The organism is Pseudomonas sp. TMW 2.1634, assembly GCF_001703595.1.
GTDB classification, from domain to species: Bacteria; Pseudomonadota; Gammaproteobacteria; order Pseudomonadales; family Pseudomonadaceae; genus Aquipseudomonas; species Aquipseudomonas fragi.
Genome location: NZ_CP016849.1, coordinates 4,178,159 through 4,197,218, shown reverse-complemented (window position 1 = coordinate 4,197,218; position 19,060 = coordinate 4,178,159). Strand labels below are relative to the sequence as shown.

Sequence of the window (19,060 nt, the reverse complement as noted above, 5' to 3'; positions counted from 1 at the left end):
TGTGGGAGCGGGCTTGCTCGCGATGGCATCGCCGTGGTCATGCAGGCAGACCGCGCCGCCTGCATCGCGGGCAAGCCCGCTCCCACAGGGATTACTGGATCTGATCCGGCTTGACGATCACCCAGTTCTTGTCCGCTGTTACCGGCAACCCCTCTTTGGCTTGCGCCGCCGCATTCTTGGCCATCATCCCTTCCAGCTGTGCCATGTATTTGTCCTTGCGGTTGATCCACAAGTGCACGCCACCCTTGGCCACGTCCACACCGTGAAACAGCATGTAGCCGTCACTGGACGGCGTGTCTCCGCCCACCAGCACCGGTTTTTTCCACTGGTCGATATAGGTCAGGATCGCCGCTTGCTTGCCCGCCATCCAGGTGGCCGGGGTCCACAGGTAAGGGGTCAGCTCCAGGCCCAGGTTGGCTTTTTCGTTGTAGGTGCCAGCGCTGATCTGTTTGCGCGCAGTGGTGAGTTCGCCCGTCTTGCGGTCCTTGAGCAGCGTGCTCACGCCAATCACGTTCTGCGGTTTGACGTTGTAGCCGTACTTGGGATCGGCCGCGACCATGCGCACCAGCTCTTCCGAGGCGGCGGTCATCACATAGACCTCGATGCCGTTCTCCATCAGCTTGTTGAACAGCTCCACCTGCCCGGTAAACACCTTGGGCGGCTGCACCTCGGAGGTCTTGACCACATCCCCCTCGAAGTAAGTCACCGGCACTGGCTTGCCTGACGCCATCAACTCGTCCACATAGCCCTTGAGCTGTTGCAGGGTAAAACCGGAAAACACCTGGGCCACCCACGGGTAACAGACCATGTCGTCCACTTCACACAGGCGGTAGTAGTAACTGAACAGGCTTTCCTTATGGTCGGCGGTGTCCTTGAACGGGATCAGCTTGAGCGACGGGTCGAGGCTGTCTCGGGTGATCTGGCCACGGTTTTCCATAAACGGCAGCAGCGCTTCTTCCAGGTCATAGCGGTAGCTGGTGTTGTCCATGTCAAAGACCGCGAAGTTACCCTTGTTCGCGTTGGCGGCGATCATGGCGTCCAGTTGCCGGGCCTGGTCGGCGGGCCAGTGCTTGAGCTCGGTGGCCAGTGCCTGCCCGGCAAGCCCCATGCACAGGGTTAATGCGGTCAACTTGGCGGTCAGTTTCATCAGCTATGCTCCTCGTCAAAGGCATCGACGCTAACAAACCTGCATGACAGTTTTTGGCTTGGGCACGACCGTCATCGTCTTGTCTGCGCCACCTGCTTATTCCAAAAACCTAGGTTGTCATTCCACATCGGTATATTTGTAGATATATCAACCTGTTACGATTTCCGGTTCGCAATAGTTACATCCAAGACTGGTACAAGTCGTCCCTCGGAGCTTTCATGAATTTCCCGCTGATCCTCAATCTGCTGGTGTTCCTCGCGTTGCTGTTCGGCTTGTCGCTGACCCGCCACACCGCGTGGAGCCTGGCGAAAAAAGTCTTGCTGGCGCTGGTTATAGGCGTGGTGTTCGGCCTGTGCCTGCACCTGACCTACGGTACAGACAGCCCGACCCTTAAAGCCTCCATCGGCTGGTTCGATCTGGTTGGCAGCGGCTATGTGCAATTGCTGCAAATGATCGTGATCCCGCTGGTATTTGCCTCGATCCTCAGCGCCGTGGCCCGTCTGCATAATGCCTCGTCCCTGGGCAAGATCAGCTTCCTGACCATCGGCACGCTGCTGTTCACCACCATGATCGCGGCACTGATCGGTATTGGCCTGACCAACCTGTTCGGCCTGACTGCCGATGGCCTGGTGGCTGGCGCGGCGGAAATGAGCCGCCTGCAAGTGATCCAGAGCGATTACGCGGGCAAGGTGTCAGACCTGAACGTGCCGCAACTGCTGCTGTCGTTTATCCCGCAAAACCCGTTTGCCGATTTGGCCCGGGCCAAGCCGACGTCGATCATCAGCGTGGTGATTTTCGCCGCGTTCCTGGGCATCGCCGCGCTGCAGCTGTTCAAGGACGAGCCGGAAAAAGGCGGCAAGATCCTCAGCGCCATCGACACCCTGCAAGCCTGGGTAATGCGCCTGGTGCGCCTGGTGATGAAACTGACCCCGTACGGCGTACTGGCCCTGATGACCAAAGTGGTCGCCATGTCCAACGTGCAGGACATCATCAAACTGGGCAGCTTTGTGGTGGTGTCCTACATCGCCCTGGCGCTGATGTTTGTGATTCACGGCGTGATCGTGTCGTTTTCCGGGGTTAACCCGCTGCGCTTCTTCCGCAAGGTATGGCCGGTGCTGACCTTTGCTTTCACCAGCCGTTCGAGCGCAGCCAGCATCCCGTTGAGCATCGAAGCGCAAACCCGCCGCCTGGGCATTCCGTCTTCGATCGCCAGCTTTGCTGCCTCGTTTGGTGCAACCATTGGCCAGAACGGCTGTGCCGGTTTATACCCGGCCATGCTGGCGGTGATGGTGGCCCCGACCGTGGGCATCAACCCGCTGGATCCGGTGTGGATTGCTTCGCTGGTGGCCATCGTGACCTTGAGTTCGGTAGGCGTGGCCGGTGTGGGCGGTGGCGCGACCTTTGCGGCACTGATCGTGTTGCCGGCGATGGGCTTGCCGGTATCGCTGGTGGCGTTGCTGATTTCGGTTGAGCCCCTGATCGACATGGGCCGTACTGCGCTGAACGTCAGCGGTTCGATGGTGGCAGGTACCGTGACCAGCCAGATCCTGCACCAGACCGACAAGGCCATCCTGGCTGAAGACGATCATGGTGATCTGGCGCACGCGTAACTCCTGACTGACCCCGCGCCCACTCTTGTGGGAGCGGGCTTGCTCGCGATTCAGGCAACGCGGTTTGTCTGTACCAACGCGGTGATGCAATCGCGAGCAAGCCCGCTCCCACAGGGTAATGGGTTGCCTTAAACCCTTTCCCACACCTCAAAACTGAACGCCGGCTTGCCATCAGCAGCCTCGTGCTTCTCTTCCGACACCAGTTTCCACTGCGCCTGATCAAACTCAGGAAACCACGCATCCCCTTCGGGGCTCAGGCCCACTCGCGTCAGATACAAGCGGTCGGCATCCGCCAAACCCTGGGTGTATAGCTGTGCGCCGCCAATCAGCATCACTTCGCTAACGCCCTGCTCATGCGCCCATTCTTCGGCACGCGCAACAGCGTCCTGCAGCGAGGCAAATACCTCGGCACCTTCTAGCTGCAAATCAGTCTGACGACTGACCACCAGGTTCAAGCGCCCCGGTAACGGCCTCCCCAACGAATCCCAGGTCTTGCGGCCCATGATGATCGGCTTGCCCAGGGTGGTGGCCTTGAAATATTTGAAATCCGCCGGCAAATGCCACGGCATGCTGTTGTCGACGCCGATCACGCGGTTTTCAGCGAGTGCCGCGATCAGGCTAAGGGGGAGTGATTTTTTCATGGCGCCGAGGATACCAGAGCCGCCCGCGCCGACAGTACCCCGCCTGACTAACAGCGGTTATGCTCTTGGTTCACTTGAATGGAATGTCGCGTGACTCAACTTTCCCCGCTACAACGCCTCTGGCTGACCGAAACCGTGCGCCTGCGCGAAGAACACGCGGGCCCGCTGGACGACCTTGAAGCCAATCGACGCGCCCGCACCACCGCCGGCGACTTGCCCACACGCCTGCAAAACCGCGCCCTGTGGCTGGCCGAGCGCGACGGCCTGCTCGCTGCCATGCAGCACTGGCTGCAAGGTGCGCGGTTGGCGCTGCTGGTACTGGCCGTGCTGGCCGTGATCAGTGGCGCCGGGCTGGCATTCGCCGCCCTGGGCGACGGGCAAACCCCGGTCAATGTGTTCTGGGCGCTGGGCAGCCTGCTGGGGCTCAACCTGATCCTGCTGTTGAGCTGGGCACTGGGCCTGCTGTTTGCCGGTGAACACGGCGCCAGCCTCGGTCGCCTGTGGTTGTGGCTCAGCGAAAAACTCGCCCGTGACGCCAAGGCCGCGCAATTGGCCCCCGCGTTATTGCTGTTGCTGCAACGGCGCAAACTCAATCGCTGGGCGCTCGGCACACTGGTCAATGGCCTGTGGTTGCTGGCCATGCTCAGCGCGCTGGTGATGATGCTGCTGCTTATGGCCACCCGCCGCTACGGGTTTATCTGGGAAACCACAATCCTCGGTGCCGATGTGTTTGTCGCCGCCACCCGCGCCCTCGGCGCGCTGCCCAATTGGCTGGGCATGAGCGTGCCCACCGTGGAGATGATCCGCATCAGCAACGACACCAGCCTCTATAACAATGAAGGGGTGCGTCAGGCCTGGGCAGTCTGGCTGGTAGGCGTGGTGCTGATTTACGGCGTGATCCCGCGTCTGCTGCTGGCGGCTTTGTGCCTGTGGCGCTGGAAAACCGGACGCAACGCCCTGCAACTGGACCTCAACCTGCCCGGCTATAGCCAGTTGCGCGAGCGCCTGATGCCCAGCAGCGAACGGCTGGGGGTCAATGACACCGCCCCCGAACACTTGCACAACGTGCAGGCCGGGCACAGCGACCTGCAAACCGATGGCGCCCTGATCGTGGCCATTGAGCTGGACGACCAGCACCCGTGGCCGCCCAAGCTGCCTGCAATGGTCAAGGACGCGGGCATCCTCGACAGCCGCGAGTCGCGGCAAAAACTGCTGGAACAAATGACCCGTTTCCCCCCGGCACGCCTGGCCATAGCCTGCGACCCGCGACGCTCGCCGGACCGCGGCAGCCTGGCGTTGATCGGCGAACTGGCGCGCAGTGCCCGCGAAACCCGCATCTGGCTGCTGCAAGCACCTCCCGGCCAGGCACTGGACGCCGACCGCCTGGGCGACTGGCATGTCGCGCTGCAAAAGCTCGGCCTGCCCTTCGCCGCCAGCGCCCCCCTCAACTGGCTGGAGACGGGCCATGACTAAGCCACTGACGCTGGCCGTGGTCGGCCACACCAATGTCGGCAAAACCTCATTGCTGCGTACCCTGACCCGGGATGTCGGCTTTGGCGAAGTGTCCCACCGCCCCAGCACCACCCGCCATGTCGAAGGGGCGCGGCTGTCGGTCGACGGCGAGCCGTTGCTGGAGCTGTACGACACGCCGGGGCTGGAAGACGCCATCGCCCTGCTCGACTACCTTGAGCGCCTCGACCAACCCGGCGAACGCCTGGATGGCCCGGCGCGGGTGGCCCGCTTTCTCCAGGGCAGCGAGGCGCGCCAGCGCTTTGAGCAGGAAGCCAAAGTACTGCGCCAACTGCTGGCTTCGGACGCCGGGCTGTATGTGATCGATGCCCGCGAGCCGGTGCTGGCCAAGTACCGCGACGAACTCAGCGTACTGGCCAGTTGCGGCAAGCCGCTGCTGCCAGTGCTCAACTTTGTCAGCAGCCCGCAACACCGCGAGCCCGAGTGGCGCGAAGCCCTGGCCCGCCTGGGCCTGCATGCGCTGGTGCGGTTCGACAGCGTGGCCCCGCCCGAAGATGGCGAGCGCCGCTTGTATGAAAGCCTTGCGCTGTTGCTGGAGCATTCCCGCGGGGCGCTGCAGCGCTTGATCACTGACCAGGAGGCCCAACGCGAAGCCCGCAAGCACAGCGCCCTGCGCCTGATCGCCGAACTGCTGATCGACTGCGCCGCCTGCCGACGCAGCGTGGCCAGCGAGAAAAACGCCGAGCAACAGGCCATCCAGCAGTTACGCGAAGTCATTCGCCAGCGCGAACAACGTTGTGTGGAAGCCATGCTCAAGCTGTACGGCTTTCGCCCCGGCGACGCGGCGGCCAGCGACTTGCCGTTGCTCGACGGGCGCTGGGGCGATGACTTGTTCAACCCGGAGACGCTCAAGCATCTGGGTGTAAGGGTCGGCGGCGGGATTGCCGCAGGCGCTGCGGCCGGTGCCGGTGTGGACTTGATGGTCGGCGGCCTGACCCTGGGCGCTGCCGCATTGGCCGGCGCCATTGCTGGCGGTGCGCTGCAAACTGCACGCAGCTACGGCAGCCGCTTGCTGGGCAAGCTCAAGGGCCAGCGCGAATTGACCGTGGACGACAGCGTGTTACGCCTGCTGGCCTTGCGTCAGCGGCAATTGCTGCATGCACTGAACGCGCGCGGGCATGCGGCCGTAGACAGCATCAAGGTCGCCACCCCGCAGGACAAGACCTGGCGCGAGGGCAAACTGCCTGAAGCCCTGAACAAAGCGCGGGCGCATCCACAATGGTCGTCGCTCAACCCGCATCCGAAGTTGAGCCAGGCCGAGCGCCAGGAGCAGATCGAGTGGCTGGCCGAGCAAATCTAGACGCCGCCCCCCCTTGTGGGAGCAGGCTTGCTCGCGATTGGATCACTGCGGTGAAGCTGATGTACCGCGCCGTAAGCATCGCGAGCAAGCCCGCTCCCACAATGATCAGTGATCACGCATTCAGCAGACGCAGGGCTTTGGCCTTGAGGATTTGCAGGTCGATAACTGGCACATGCATCGCCTTGGCCTGTTCATCCCACGCCCGCATGCGCAGGCTCAGCTGGCACAGCGGGTCCTGCTCGAATGCATCAGCCTCGGCCTCGCTCATCACCCCGCCCTGATAACCCAGGGTGCGAATGCTCGCTTCGCTCAACAGCGCGTAATACCCCGGCTGGCGCAAGGTAAGGTAGCGCTTGGCCTGTACATGGTATTCCACCAGCCTGGCCAGCCGCTCGCTGAACCCGGCCCGGCGCAGGTAATCGGCGCCAACCCGCTCATGGCTGACCACCCCGTAGCCGCCCATGTTCTGCGCACCTTTGCCGCAAAAGTGCCCGATATCGTGAAAGAACGCTGCCAGCACAACTTCATCGTCATAACCTTCGGCCAACGCCAACTGCGCGGCCTGGGACATATGCTCGATCTGTGACACCGGCTCACCGATGTAATCATCGGTGCCGTAGTGCTGGTACAAACCAAAAACCTCTTCAACCACTTGCTGCGCATGGGTCATCACATCGTCTCCAGCATCCGGGCGATATTGCCCTCGGCCATCGCCGGGCCCACGCTCATGCCCACGCCAGTGTGCATCAGCGCCGCATGCAGGCCGGGCTCGACCTCCAGCCAGGTGAAGGGTTTGGCCCCCCTGGCACCATAGACGCCCTGCCAGCGCTCGACCACCTGCACTTCACAGCCCAACGTGTCTTCGCACAATTGCAACATCCAGTTATCCACCTGTTCACCGTTGAAAGGTGAAGGATCCCGACTGTAATCGTGAGAATCGCCGACGATCAAATCACCATAAGGCGTCGGGCTGATCAGCAGGTGAATACCGTGCTGTTCCAGGTGCGGACTGTCGCGCAGGATTTCGGCCTGCACGGCTGCCGCTTCGGGCAAGTCGGCAAAAGCGCCGTAATGCACGCAACTCAGGCCGGTGAGCAGGGCATGTTGCAGCTTCAATTCCGTCTTGGGCCGCACGCGCAGCATTTGCAGACGGCACACCTGCGGGTTGAGTCTGGCCAGCGGCTCGGCCAGCAAGGTCAGGTAATCGTGACCCGAACACACAATCACCTGCGCGCCCTTGAAACTGCCTGCCGTGGTGTGGACTTGACCGGGTTCAACCTCGCGCACTAGGGTGGAAAAATGAAACTCGACCCCCAGCTCACGCTGCAAATAGTTGATAAGGGCCGGGATGGCTTCGCGCGAATACACCTGCTGGTCGTCAAGGCCATGCAATGCGGCGCGGTGATGGCTGAACTGGCCAGCGTACAGAGCCTCCATCGCTGCACCGCGCAATAATTCAACGCGATAGCCGGACTCCCGTGCACGGCCCTGGCAGAAGGCTTCGAGCAAGTGCTCTTCGGCTTCGGTGCGGGCGAACAGGTATGAGCCATTGCGCTTGAGATCAAAGCCTGCGCGGTGTGCCCAGTCAGCCCAGATGCTGCGGCTGGCGCGGGCCAGGTCGAGCATCACGCCCGGTGGTTGGCCGGTGACCAGCGCCTGGCCGAAGTTGCGCACCGAGGCGCCCAGTGGCGTGGCGGTACGTTCGAAGACGCGCACCTTGAGCCCGCGTTTTGCCGCAGCGTAGGCATGGGACAGGCCGAGGATGCCGGCGCCGACGATAAGGATTGGTAGAGTCATCACGATGTCCTGAAGGGCAACTTCACTTCCCTTGTGGGAGCGGGCTTGCTCGCGATACAAACGCTGCGGTGCGGCTGTCCAACCGCAGCGATCCAATCGCGGGCAAGCCCGCTCCCACAGGTCTTTTGTGGCTACAAAACTACTGCGCCACTTTCTCGGACTTGCCGTCATAGCGCTTGCGCCATTCAGCCAGGATGCTGTCGCGGTTCTGCGAGGCCCAGGCGAAGTCGTTCTTGATCAGGCGCTGCTCGTAATCGGCCGGCAGTTCGGTCTGCGGCTTGGCGATACCCGGCTGGGCCAACACGGCGAAGTTCTCTTTATAAAGCTCCATCGCCGCGGGGCTTGCGGAAAAATCGGCGAGCTTTTTCGCAGCCTCTTCATGGGGCGTGCCTTTAATCACCGCCGTGGCTTCGATTTCCCAGCCCAAGCCTTCCTTCGGCAATACGATGTCCAGCGGTGCGCCCTGGCGCTTGAGCTGCACGGCCGGGTATTCAAACGAGATACCGATCGGGAACTCACCCGCCGCCGCCAGCTTGCAAGGCTTGGAGCCCGAATGAACGTACTGGCCGATGTTCTGGTGCAAATCGTCCATAAACTGCCAGCCCTGCTTCTCGCCGAAGGTTTGCAACCAGGCGCTCACATCCAGAAAACCGGTACCGGACGAGGCCGGGTTGGGCATCACGATCTTGCCCTTGTATTCAGGCTTGGTCAGGTCTTGCCAGCTCACCGGCTTGCTCAGGCCCTGCTTTTCGGCCTCGATGGTGTTGAAGCAAATGGTCGCGGCCCACACGTCCATGCCTACCCAGGCTGGCGGGTTGGCCGCATCACGGTAGTTGCCGCCAATCTTGGCCAGATCCTTGGGCGCGTAGCTTTGCAGCATGCCCTGCTGGTCCAGAATCGCCAGGCTGGAGGCGGCCAGGCCCCACACCGCATCCGCTTGCGGGCGGGCTTTTTCGGCCAGCAGCTTGGCGGTGATGATGCCCGTGGAATCGCGCACCCACTTGATCTCGACGTCCGGGTTAGCCTTTTCAAAGGCCTGCTTGTAGGTCTTGAGCTGTTCGGCTTCCAGGGCCGTGTACACGGTCAGTTCGGTTTTGGCAGCGAACGCGTTAAGGCTAAAAGCGCTGAGGACTGCAGCGGCAAGAGCAAGAGGCTTGAACATGGTGCGGTTCCTTTTGGGTGTAGGGGGCAGGGTTATTGTTATTGCGCCGGCGCGCCCTGGCGCCAAGCCTGGGAACGGCGCAGCAAGCCGCGCGAAGCCCGGGCCAGGAGCAGGGACACGCCCGCCGAAGTGAACAGGATCAGGGTCGACATGGCCGCCGCGCCGCCCACGTTGCCGGCGTCGTCCATGTTCAGCACCGCCACCGCCGCCAGGATGGTGTCGGGGCTGTAGAGGAAGATTGCCGCAGACACGGTGGTCATCGCCGAGACAAACAGGTAGCGCATGATGTCCAGCAGCGCCGGCAGGCAAATCGGCACGGTGACGCGCCAGTAATGGCGATACAGCGGCGCCTTGAGCGACAGCGCGGCGGCTTCGAATTCGCCGTCGAGCTGGCGCAGGGCCGTGGTGGCGGTCATTTGTGCGGTGGTCAAATAATGCGCAATGGTGCAGGCCACCAGCAGGGTCATGGTGCCGTAGAGCACATGCAGCGGGTTACCCGGCAGGTTGAAAAAGAACACGTAACCCAGGCCCAGCACCAACCCCGGCACGGCCATCGGCACAAAGCTGAGCATGCGCAGGGCCAGGTTGAGGCCTTTCTGGCTGCGGGTTTTTTCCATCAGATAGGCGCCGGTGAAGATCACCGCACTGCCAATCACCGCCGTACACAGGGCCATCGTCACGCTGTTGCGATACGCCAGCCAGCCACCGCCAGCGGTGTCGTTGAACTGGTAGTGATTGAGCGACAACGACAGGTTATACGGCCAGAACTTGACCAGCGACGAGTACACCGCCATGCCGAACACCAGCAACAAGGTGGCGCAGATCAACAGCACAATGGCCAGATAGCAGCGGTCACGGACTTTCGACGGCACCGGCTTGAACACCTGGGCGCGGCCGCTCATCGAGTCACCATGCTGACGGCGCAGCCAGGCATCGACGCCAAAGCTGAACAGCGCAGGCAGCAGCAAGACCATGCCGATCAAGGCTCCGCGACCGAATTGTTGCTGGCCAACCACCGCCTTGTAGGCTTCCAGCGCCAGCACCTGATAGTCGCCGCCCACCACAACCGGTACGCCGAAGTCGGTGATGGTCAGGGTGAAAACCAGACAAAACGCTGCAAACACGGCCTGTTTGGTGCCCGGCCAGGTGATGCTGCGAAAGGCCTTGAAAGGCCCAGCGCCCATGCTAGAAGCGGCGTCAAACAAGCGCGCATCAGCCAGGGACAATGCCGAGAGCAAAATCATCAGCGCGTGCGGGAAGGTATAGATCGCTTCGCCGAGCACGATCCCCCAGAAGCCGTAGATATTGTCGGAAATCAGCCCGCGCAGCATGCCCTGATTGCCGAACAGGTACACAAGCGCGATGCCCGGCAGCATGGAAGGTGCCATCAGTGGCAACAGCGACAGCCCGCGCCAGATGCGTTTGCCGGGGATCAGGGTGCGTTGCAGGGCGTAGGCAAACAGATAGGCCAGCGGTACGACAATTGCCGCCACGCTGAGGGAAACCTTAAGGCTGTTACCGAGCAGCCAGTGAAAGTTGGCGCTGGTGACCAGCTCACGCGCCGCGACCCAACCGCCGCCCTGGCCGTCTTCGGCACTGAACCCGCGCCAGAAGATCGCCAGCAGCGGCATCAGTACTGCCACGCTCAACAACAGCAATAACAGCAGTTTGCCGCCGACTACGAAGATGCGGTCACCGAGTTCCGCGCGGCTGGCTTGGCGGGGGATTTTGCCGGGCAGTGGCAGGGCCATTTCAGCGGCCATCTTAGGCAAACACCTGCAGGCTAGCGGGCGGCAGGGCGACAACAATGTCCGGCGTGCCGAGGCGCGGCAAGTCCTGGCTGCCCACTTCAGCCGTCAGGGCATGGCCTGGCAGGTGGTTGAGTTCAAAACTCATGCGGCAGCGATTGCCCAAAAAGGTGATTTCGCGCACACGGGCCGGGAACAGGTTTTCCTGATGCAACACCGGGTTGACGCTAATGGCTTCGGGGCGGCAGAACAAACGGCCCGAGGCGGCGCGGCCGGCGTCGTCCGCCAGGCGCATGTTCATGCCACCGACCTGGGCATGGGTGGCGCTGTTGCGCATAAACGGCAGCCAGTTGCCCTGCCCCACAAACTCGGCAACGAACGGCGTGGCCGGCTTGTCGTAGATTTCCTGCGGTGTGGCGTACTGCTCGACCTTGCCGTTGTTCATCACCGCAATGCGGTCGGCCATCAGCATGGCCTCGTCCTGGTTGTGGGTGACCATCAGGGTGGTGATGCCCAGGCTGCGCTGCAACTGGCGCAGTTCGGTACACAGATGCTCACGTACGCGGGCATCCAGGGCCGACATCGGCTCATCGAGCAACAGCAGCGACGGCGACGGCGCCAGGGCACGGGCCAGGGCAACCCGCTGCTGCTGGCCACCGGAAAGCTGGCCAGGGAATTTCTTTTCGCTGCCAGTCAGGCCCACCAGTTCCAGCATGTCGCCAACGCGCTTGCGCACCACCTCGCGATTGCTGCCAGCCAGGCCGTAGGCAATGTTGGCCTCAACGGTCAGATTGGGGAAAAGGGCGTAGGACTGAAACAGAATCCCGTAGTCACGGGCTTGCGGGGCCAGCTCGGAGACATCGCGATCACCCAGGTACAGCGCGCCGTTGTCCTGGCGCTCAAGCCCCGCGATGCAGCGCAACAGCGTGGTCTTGCCGCAGCCGGACGGCCCGAGCAGGCACACCAGCTCGCCTGCGGCCACCTCCAGCGAGACGTTGTCCAGCGCGGTAAAGGCGCCAAAGCGCTTGCTCACATTGCGCACCTTCATCGGCACGCCGGGTTGGGTCAAAGCGGTTGCGTTCGAGCTGTTCATGGATGCACCTCATCAAGCAGATGGGGGTCATCCTAGAGACGCAATGCGTACAAGATGTGGCAACAAGGCCAAAGCTGGCGATAGTGGTATTGGTGGATTTGGGTATGCGAGCAAAGTCATTGTGGGAGCGGGCTTGCTCGCGATGGCCTTACCGCGTTTTGCCTGACAGACCGCATCGCCTGCATCGCGAGCAAGCCCGCTCCCACAATGGTTGTAACTAGGCCGGGGCCATTTCCTGCGCCAGCCCCAGAAACGCCGCTGGCAAACGCGCGCTTTTGCGTTCCTTGAGGCAGTACAGGTACTCATGGATAACCGGCGCATTCTCCAGCGTCAGCACCCGTAACTGCGGGTCATGGGGCACTTCCTGGCGGGCAATGATGCTGATGCCGATATTGCGCAGCACCGCTTCGCGGATCGACTCCCGGCTGCCAATTTCCAGCAGCGGACCAAAACTCACCCCGGCATTGGCCAGCAGGTCTTCGGTCAACTGGCGCGTGGTCGAACCCTGTTCGCGCATCAACAGGCAGTGCCCGGTCAGCGCACTGAGCGGTACATGCTCAAGCTTGGCCAGCGGGTGGTTGCGGTGCACCGCCAGCACCAGCGGGTCGGCACCCAGGATGCGGCGGATCAGACGGGGGTCTTCCACCAGTTGCGACGACGCGGCGATATCGACCCGGTATTCGTCCAGCGCTTCGAGCACCTGCTGGGAGTTGCCGATATCCACCGCCACTTCGATCTGCGGCAAGCGTTCGCGAAAGGCCTTGACCAGATCGAGGATGTAATACGGCGCAGTCGCGGCAATGCGCAACGTACCGCTGCCCTGGCCACTGTTGCGCAAAAAGAACTCAATGTCGGCTTCTTGTTGCAGCAACGCCTTGACCATCGGCAGCAGGCGCACGCCTTCGTCGCTGAGGGTCAGACGCCGGCCGCCGCGGTAGAACAGCTCCACGGCGTAGTGGCTTTCGAGGTTGCGGATCTGCGTGGTCACGGTCGGCTGGCTCAGCCCGAGCTTTTTGGCGGCCTGCGTAATACTGCCCAGTTGGGCCACCCGGTAAAACGCTTTCAGCTCGGCACTCAGCACAGCGACCTCTCTTGTTCTATTTACGCAGCAGGCGCAAACCGTTGAACACCACCAACAGGCTGACGCCCATGTCGGCAAACACGGCCATCCACATGGTGGCCAACCCGAGGAAGGTTACCGCAAGAAAGATCGCTTTAATGACCAATGCCAACGCAATGTTCTGCTTGAGGATGCTCGAGGTCTGACGTGACAGGCGGATGAATGCCGGGATCTTGCGCAGATCGTCGTCCATCAGGGCGACATCGGCAGTCTCGATCGCGGTATCCGTGCCCGCCGCCGCCATCGCAAAACCGATCTCGGCACGGGCCAGGGCCGGGGCGTCGTTGATGCCATCGCCCACCATGCCAACGTGATGACCCTGGGCGTACAGGGCTTCAATCGCCTTGAGCTTGTCTTCAGGCAGCAAGTTGCCCTGCGCTTCGTCGATACCGACCTGGGCGGCAATGGCGTTGGCGGTGTGCGGATTATCGCCAGTCAGCATCAGGGTCTTGATGCCCAATTCATGCAGCTCGCGGATCGCTTCGCGGCTGCTTTGCTTGACGGTATCCGCCACGGCGAACAATGCCAGCGGGCCTGAGGTGTCACACAGCAGGATAACGGTCTTGCCCTGCTCTTCCAGCGCAAACAACTTTTCTTCCAGCGCCGGGGAGCACAGGCCCAGCTCCTCAACCAACCGGTGGTTGCCCAGGTGATACAGCTTGCCGTCGATTTCGCCGCGCACACCGCGCCCGGCCAGTGCAGCGAAGTTATCCACAGCGAGCAGTTGCAGGTTTTTATCCACAGCCGCATTGGCCACTGCCAGCGACACCGGGTGGTCGGAACGCGAAGCCAGGCTCGCGGCCAGCAGCACCGCACTGTCCGTGACCAGCGGATCAAGCGGCAGGTAGTCGGTTTGCACCGGTTTGCCGTGGGTAATGGTGCCGGTCTTGTCGAGGGCCAGAAAGTCCAGTTTGTGGCCGCTTTCAAGGTACACCCCGCCCTTGACCAAAATGCCCTTGCGCGCCGCTGCCGCCAGACCGCTGACGATGGTGACCGGCGTCGATATCACCAGCGCGCACGGGCACGCCACCACCAGCAGCACCAGGGCGCGGTAGATCCAGTCAAACCACACGCCCCCCATGAACAGCGGCGGAATCACCGCCACCGCCAGGGCAAAGGCGAACACCAGCGGGGTGTAGATTTTCGCGAAGCTGTCGACAAAGCGCTGGGTCGGTGCCCGGGCGCCCTGGGCTTGTTCCACGGCATGGATGATGCGCGCCAGCGTCGAGTGGCTGGCCTCGGCCGTCACCCGGTATTCCAGGGCGCCGGACTGGTTGATGGTGCCCGCAAAAACCTTGTCGCCCACGGTTTTTTCGATGGGCAGGCTTTCGCCGGTGATCGGCGCCTGATCGACCGTAGAGGTGCCGGCCACCACTTGACCGTCCAGGCCGATGCGCTCGCCGGGCCGCACCCTGACCAGGCTGTCCAGGGCGATGTCCTTGACCTCACGCTCCTGCCAGCTGCCATCCGCCTGCTGCACGGTGGCCTTGTCCGGCGCCATTTGCATCAGGCCGCTGATGGCATTGCGCGCACGGTCGAGGGACTTGGCTTCGATCAGCTCGGCCACGGTAAACAGGAACATCACCATCGCCGCTTCCGGCCATTGGCCGATCAGTACGGCGCCGGTCACGGCAATGCTCATCAGGGCGTTGATGTTCAGGTTGCGGTTTTTCAGGGCAATCCAGCCCTTTTTATAGGTGGTCAGGCCGCCGCTGAGGATCGACGCCAACGCCACCAGCGCAATCACCCAGGTGGGCGCCGCGTCGGTAAAGTGCAGCACTTCCGCTGCCAGCGCGCCTACACCGGCCACGGCCAGGGGCCACCAATGCTTTTTCGCCGGTGGCGCAGGCGGTGTCGCGTCCGTCCCGGCATCTATAGGGTCAGCTTGCATGCCGAGGGATTTGATCGCGTCGACAATCGGCTCGACGGACGGCAGGTCATGGGTCACGCCCAATACCCGGTTGATCAGGTTAAATTCCAGCTGCTGCACACCGGCCAGCTTGCCCAGCTTGTTCTGGATCAGGGTCTGTTCGGTGGGGCAGTCCATCGCTTCGATGCGAAAGCTGCTCAGGCGAGCTCCCGCAGTCAGGGCAGTATCGAGCTTGATCACGCTGGGGCCGGCAGGGGCCGAGCAGCAGCTATGGGCATGGCTGGCATGGTCATGCGTGTCGCCATGATCGTGATCGTGCTTGTGCGGTGTGTGAATGGAATCGCTCATCGGGTTGCGTCCGGAATAGGTGCCTGTTGCCAAGTAAAGACCCTGTAGCCACTATAGGGTCAAGCATCCTTTCGGAGATAAGCGTGATGAAAATTGGCGAGCTGGCGAAATTGACCGACTGTCAGGTCGAAACCATCCGTTACTACGAACGCGAAGGGCTGCTGCCGGAGCCAGCGCGCAGCGAAGGCAATTACCGTTTGTACACCCAGGCCCATGTCGAGCGGCTGACGTTTATCCGCAATTGCCGCAGCCTGGACATGACCCTGGAAGAAATCCGCAGCCTGCTCAACCTGCGCGACAGCCCCCAGGACCAGTGCGAAAGCGTGAACGCGCTGATCGACGAGCATATCCACCACGTCAAGGCTCGGGTCGACAGCCTGCTGGCCTTGCAGGCGCAACTGCTCGACCTGCGGCAAAAGTGTGGCGAAGGGCCGAACGGCGAGCATTGCGGGATTTTGCAGCAACTGGAAGTCAGCGGCTCGGTCAGCACGCCGGAAGGCGAACCCAGCCATGTGGGCAGAAGCCACGGGCATTGATTGCAGTGCGCCGATGGGTGCCACGGCCCTTCAATCGCGCCGGACGCGGAGCGCCTAAAACGCTATTCTGTCGAGGATTTTCCTTTTACAGAATGTGAACCGCCAAATGCCAGACTGGAACCACTACGTACAGCGCGTCCTTGAGTTGATGAAGCGCTATCCAGGGCTGATTGCGGCGTTTGGTTTTTGCTCCGGCGTGGGCAGTTTTATCCTGGTCGACCGCCAGCAAGGCATGGCCCGCTGGATCGCCGTGATCCTGCTGGTGAGCTGGGTCTGGCTGATGCTGGAAAACACCTTTACCCAGTTGTTCAGCCGGGTGTTCAAGCGCGAAATACCCGAACCGTTGCTGCGCTATGCAACCCAGATGATCCATCAGGAAAGCTTTTTCTTCGTCCTGCCGTTTTTCTTTATCACCACCACCTGGAACAGCGGTCAGCTGGTGTTTACCGGGCTGCTGGGGGTGTGCGCACTGATCGCCATCACTGACCCCTTGTACTACCGATGGCTGGCCCCGCGGCGCTGGCTGTTTCTGGCATTGCACACCCTTGCCCTGTTCGCGGCGATGCTCACGGCCTTGCCGATCATCCTCAACCTCACCACTTCCGAGAGCTACAAGCTGGCGCTGGGCACTGCCGTGCTGCTGTCCATCCCCAGCCTGGCCGTGAGCCTGCCGCTTAAAACCTGGCGTGGCTGGCTGGTGTTGCCGCTGATTGTCCTGGCTTTGGGCGGCACCGGCTGGCTGCTGCGCTCGTGGGTGCCGCCGGCTACGTTGTGGATGACCGAGGTGGCCGTTACCACCCAGCTGCAAGACCGCACACCGGGTGAAAGCATCAAGCAGATCAGCGTCAGTGAGCTGCGCAGCCAGGGCCTGTATGCCTACACCTCGATCAATGCCCCGCGCGGCCTGAACGAGCGCATCTACCATGTGTGGCAACTCAACGGCCAGGAAGTCGATCGTATTGCCCTGGATATTCACGGCGGGCGCAAGGAAGGCTACCGGGCCTGGACCCACAAGCAGAATTTCCCGCCCAACCCCCAGGGGCGCTGGCAAGTGCGGGTGCTGACGGAAGATGGCCAGTTGATCGGGGTTTTGCGCTTCAGGGTTAACCTGGATCAATCCGCGCCGGCGGTTGTTAAGGCAAACTGAAACACTTTTACAGGATTGTGCTATTACATAGGGTCTGTGTTTAAACGTACTGAGCTGGGAGCTTAAGACTATTACGGCCATGGCGGGCAATGCCCAACTAGACACTTCCAGTAATCCGGCGCGGCTGTTGATCAGCGGCGACTGGACGCTTGCCCATTACACCGGCCTCAAGCAGCAGACCGAGCAACTGGTCGGCAAATACGATGACCAGACCGCCATCAACCTGGACGACGTGTCCAGCATCGATACGGCCGGGGCTTCGCTGCTGGTGGAGCTGCTGGGGGCCGAGCGCGTCAGCCAGCTGACCGATACCGCGCAAAAACTGCCTGCGGCCGACCGCGCCTTGCTGCAAACGGTGTATTCCTCGATGCGCGATTTTTGCGTGCCGGTCGCAGCCCAGGAACAGAACGTCGGCATCCTGTTGCTCAGCCGTATCGGCAGCGCGGTCTACAAGCTGTGGCAAGACACCCTGCAATTGCTGGGTTTTATCGGCCTGATCCTGCAAACCCTGGCGCGCAACCTGTTGCGCCCCAAACAATGGCGCATCACCCCGGTGGTGGCACATATCGAGCAAATCGGCCTCAACGCCGCGCCGATCGTGGTGTTGCTGACCTTTATGGTCGGCGCCGTGGTGGCGTTTCTCGGGGCCACGGTACTGGCCAACTTTGGTGCCGGGATTTTTACCGTTGACCTGGTGGCGTTTTCCTTCCTGCGTGAGTTCGGCGTATTGCTCACCGCCATCCTCCTGGCCGGGCGCACGGCCAGTGCCTTTACCGCGCAGATCGGCTCGATGAAAGCCAACGAAGAAATCGACGCCATCCGCACCCTGGGCCTGGACCCGATGGACTTGCTGGTGCTGCCACGGGTGCTGGCGTTGTTGATTTCCCTGCCGCTGCTGACGTTCATGGCCATGATGGCAGGCATCCTCGGCGGTGCCGTGGTGTGCGTGGTGTCGCTGGGCATCTCGCCGGACATGTTTATTTCGCTGCTGCACTCGGACATCGGCGTGCAGCACTTTTTGGTGGGCATGGTCAAAGCGCCGTTTTTTGCCTTTCTGATTGCCGCAGTGGGCTGCCTTGAAGGCTTTAAAGTCAGCGGCAGCGCCGAATCGGTGGGCGCCCACACCACGTCCAGCGTGGTGCAGTCGATCTTTATCGTGATCGTCCTCGACGCCGTGGCCGCGTTGTTCTTTATGGAGATGGGCTGGTGAGTACGTCCCTGCGCAAGCCCGGCGAGGCAGTGATCGAGGTGCGTGACCTGTGCAACCGCTTTGGTAGCCAGACCGTGCATGAACACCTCGACCTTGATGTGTACAAAGGTGAGATTCTCGGTGTGGTCGGCGGCTCCGGTACCGGTAAGTCCGTGCTGTTGCGCAGTATTGTCGGCCTGCGTCGGCCCACCGAGGGGCAAGTCCGGGTATTTGGCCAGGACTTGATGAGCCTTGATGAGCAAGCGCGCTCAATGGTCGAACGGCGCTTTGGCGTGCTGTTTCAGATGGGCGCGCTGTTTTCTTCGCTGACGGTAAAAGAGAACATCGCCCTGCCCCTGATCGAGCACGCAGGCCTGAGCCGCCCTGATGCCGAGCACCTGGCGTGCGTCAAGCTGGCGCTGTCGGGGCTGCCCCTGTCGGCGGCAGACAAGTACCCGTCCTCGCTGTCCGGCGGCATGGTCAAGCGCGCTGCGCTGGCCCGGGCGCTGGCGCTGGACCCGGATATCCTGTTTCTCGACGAACCCACTGCCGGGCTCGACCCGATCGGGGCGGCGGCTTTCGACCAACTGATCCTGACCCTGCGCGATGCGCTGGGCTTAAGCGTATTCCTCGTGACCCACGACCTCGACACGCTGTACACCATCACTGACCGGGTGGCGGTGCTGTCACAAAAACGGGTGCTGGTGGCAGCGCCCATCGCTGAGGTCGAAGACTACGACGACCCGTGGATTCATGACTATTTCCATGGCCCCCGTGGCCGCGCCGCATACGAAGCGGCAACCCACCTCAAGGAGCAATGAC

The 19,060-nt window shown here is 62.1% G+C and carries 16 protein-coding genes; 7 read left to right on the top strand and 9 right to left on the bottom strand.

What is annotated here, in order from left to right; genetic code table 11:
* Positions 1-91: 91 nt before the first annotated feature.
* The gene (locus BFC21_RS19860; protein WP_088378721.1) at positions 92-1,147 is read right to left on the bottom strand and encodes a phosphorylcholine phosphatase; all 1,056 of its coding nucleotides are present in this window, start codon (positions 1,145-1,147) and stop codon (positions 92-94) included.
* 218 nt (positions 1,148-1,365) lie between these two features.
* Between BFC21_RS19860 and BFC21_RS19855 the strand changes: the two genes are divergently transcribed.
* Positions 1,366-2,757: an L-cystine transporter gene (locus tag BFC21_RS19855; RefSeq protein ID WP_083369724.1), complete on the top strand. Its 1,392-nt coding sequence runs from the start codon at positions 1,366-1,368 to the stop codon at positions 2,755-2,757.
* 128 nt (positions 2,758-2,885) lie between these two features.
* On the opposite strand, the gene BFC21_RS19850 is transcribed toward BFC21_RS19855, so the two are convergent.
* Positions 2,886-3,398, bottom strand: a complete 513-nt coding sequence (locus BFC21_RS19850) for a dihydrofolate reductase (protein WP_120266445.1) — start codon at positions 3,396-3,398, stop codon at positions 2,886-2,888.
* Positions 3,399-3,488: 90 nt separating this feature from the next.
* Between BFC21_RS19850 and BFC21_RS19845 the strand changes: the two genes are divergently transcribed.
* Entirely contained in the window at positions 3,489-4,871 is a 1,383-nt protein-coding gene (locus BFC21_RS19845; protein WP_120266444.1) for a DUF2868 domain-containing protein, read from the top strand.
* A complete protein-coding gene (locus tag BFC21_RS19840) occupies positions 4,864-6,228 on the top strand; it encodes a DUF3482 domain-containing protein (protein ID WP_120266443.1) in 1,365 nt (454 codons plus the stop codon). The genes BFC21_RS19845 and BFC21_RS19840 overlap by 8 nt, the downstream gene beginning before the upstream one ends.
* Before the next feature lie 112 nt (positions 6,229-6,340).
* On the opposite strand, the gene BFC21_RS19835 is transcribed toward BFC21_RS19840, so the two are convergent.
* The 7 genes from BFC21_RS19835 to BFC21_RS19805 all read right to left on the bottom strand — a co-directional run bounded on the left by BFC21_RS19835 (position 6,341) and on the right by BFC21_RS19805 (position 15,366).
* Positions 6,341-6,898: a phosphonate degradation HD-domain oxygenase gene (locus BFC21_RS19835; RefSeq protein WP_095003952.1), complete on the bottom strand. Its 558-nt coding sequence runs from the start codon at positions 6,896-6,898 to the stop codon at positions 6,341-6,343.
* Positions 6,898-8,025, bottom strand: a complete 1,128-nt coding sequence (locus tag BFC21_RS19830; protein WP_120266442.1) for a TIGR03364 family FAD-dependent oxidoreductase — start codon at positions 8,023-8,025, stop codon at positions 6,898-6,900. Before BFC21_RS19830 ends, BFC21_RS19835 begins: the two co-directional genes overlap by 1 nt.
* Before the next feature lie 139 nt (positions 8,026-8,164).
* Complete coding sequence (locus BFC21_RS19825; RefSeq protein ID WP_016782625.1) at positions 8,165-9,187, bottom strand: putative 2-aminoethylphosphonate ABC transporter substrate-binding protein; 1,023 nt, start codon at positions 9,185-9,187, stop codon at positions 8,165-8,167.
* A gap of 38 nt (positions 9,188-9,225) precedes the next feature.
* The gene (locus BFC21_RS19820) at positions 9,226-10,950 is read right to left on the bottom strand and encodes a putative 2-aminoethylphosphonate ABC transporter permease subunit (protein WP_016782626.1); all 1,725 of its coding nucleotides are present in this window, start codon (positions 10,948-10,950) and stop codon (positions 9,226-9,228) included.
* Between the two features lies 1 nt (position 10,951).
* Positions 10,952-12,028 carry a putative 2-aminoethylphosphonate ABC transporter ATP-binding protein gene (locus tag BFC21_RS19815; protein WP_088378715.1) on the bottom strand — a complete coding sequence of 359 codons (1,077 nt, stop codon included), beginning with the start codon at positions 12,026-12,028 and terminating at the stop codon, positions 10,952-10,954.
* Between the two features lie 217 nt (positions 12,029-12,245).
* Positions 12,246-13,109: a LysR family transcriptional regulator gene (locus tag BFC21_RS19810; protein ID WP_095003955.1), complete on the bottom strand. Its 864-nt coding sequence runs from the start codon at positions 13,107-13,109 to the stop codon at positions 12,246-12,248.
* A gap of 16 nt (positions 13,110-13,125) precedes the next feature.
* Positions 13,126-15,366, bottom strand: a complete 2,241-nt coding sequence (locus tag BFC21_RS19805) for a heavy metal translocating P-type ATPase (RefSeq protein ID WP_095003956.1) — start codon at positions 15,364-15,366, stop codon at positions 13,126-13,128.
* An 86-nt stretch (positions 15,367-15,452) separates the two neighbouring features.
* On the opposite strand from BFC21_RS19805, the gene cadR reads away from it, so the two are divergent.
* The 4 genes from cadR (at position 15,453) to BFC21_RS19785 (ending at position 19,059) form a co-directional block, all read left to right on the top strand.
* Positions 15,453-15,902, top strand: coding sequence for a Cd(II)/Pb(II)-responsive transcriptional regulator (gene cadR, locus BFC21_RS19800; protein WP_016782629.1), 450 nt, complete (start codon positions 15,453-15,455; stop codon positions 15,900-15,902).
* Positions 15,903-16,008: 106 nt separating this feature from the next.
* A complete protein-coding gene (locus BFC21_RS19795) occupies positions 16,009-17,049 on the top strand; it encodes a DUF5924 family protein (RefSeq protein WP_016782630.1) in 1,041 nt (346 codons plus the stop codon).
* Positions 17,050-17,128: 79 nt separating this feature from the next.
* Entirely contained in the window at positions 17,129-18,259 is a 1,131-nt protein-coding gene (locus BFC21_RS19790; protein ID WP_088378713.1) for an ABC transporter permease, read from the top strand.
* An 8-nt stretch (positions 18,260-18,267) separates the two neighbouring features.
* Entirely contained in the window at positions 18,268-19,059 is a 792-nt protein-coding gene (locus tag BFC21_RS19785; RefSeq protein WP_169845016.1) for an ABC transporter ATP-binding protein, read from the top strand.
* Position 19,060: the final 1 nt, after the last annotated feature.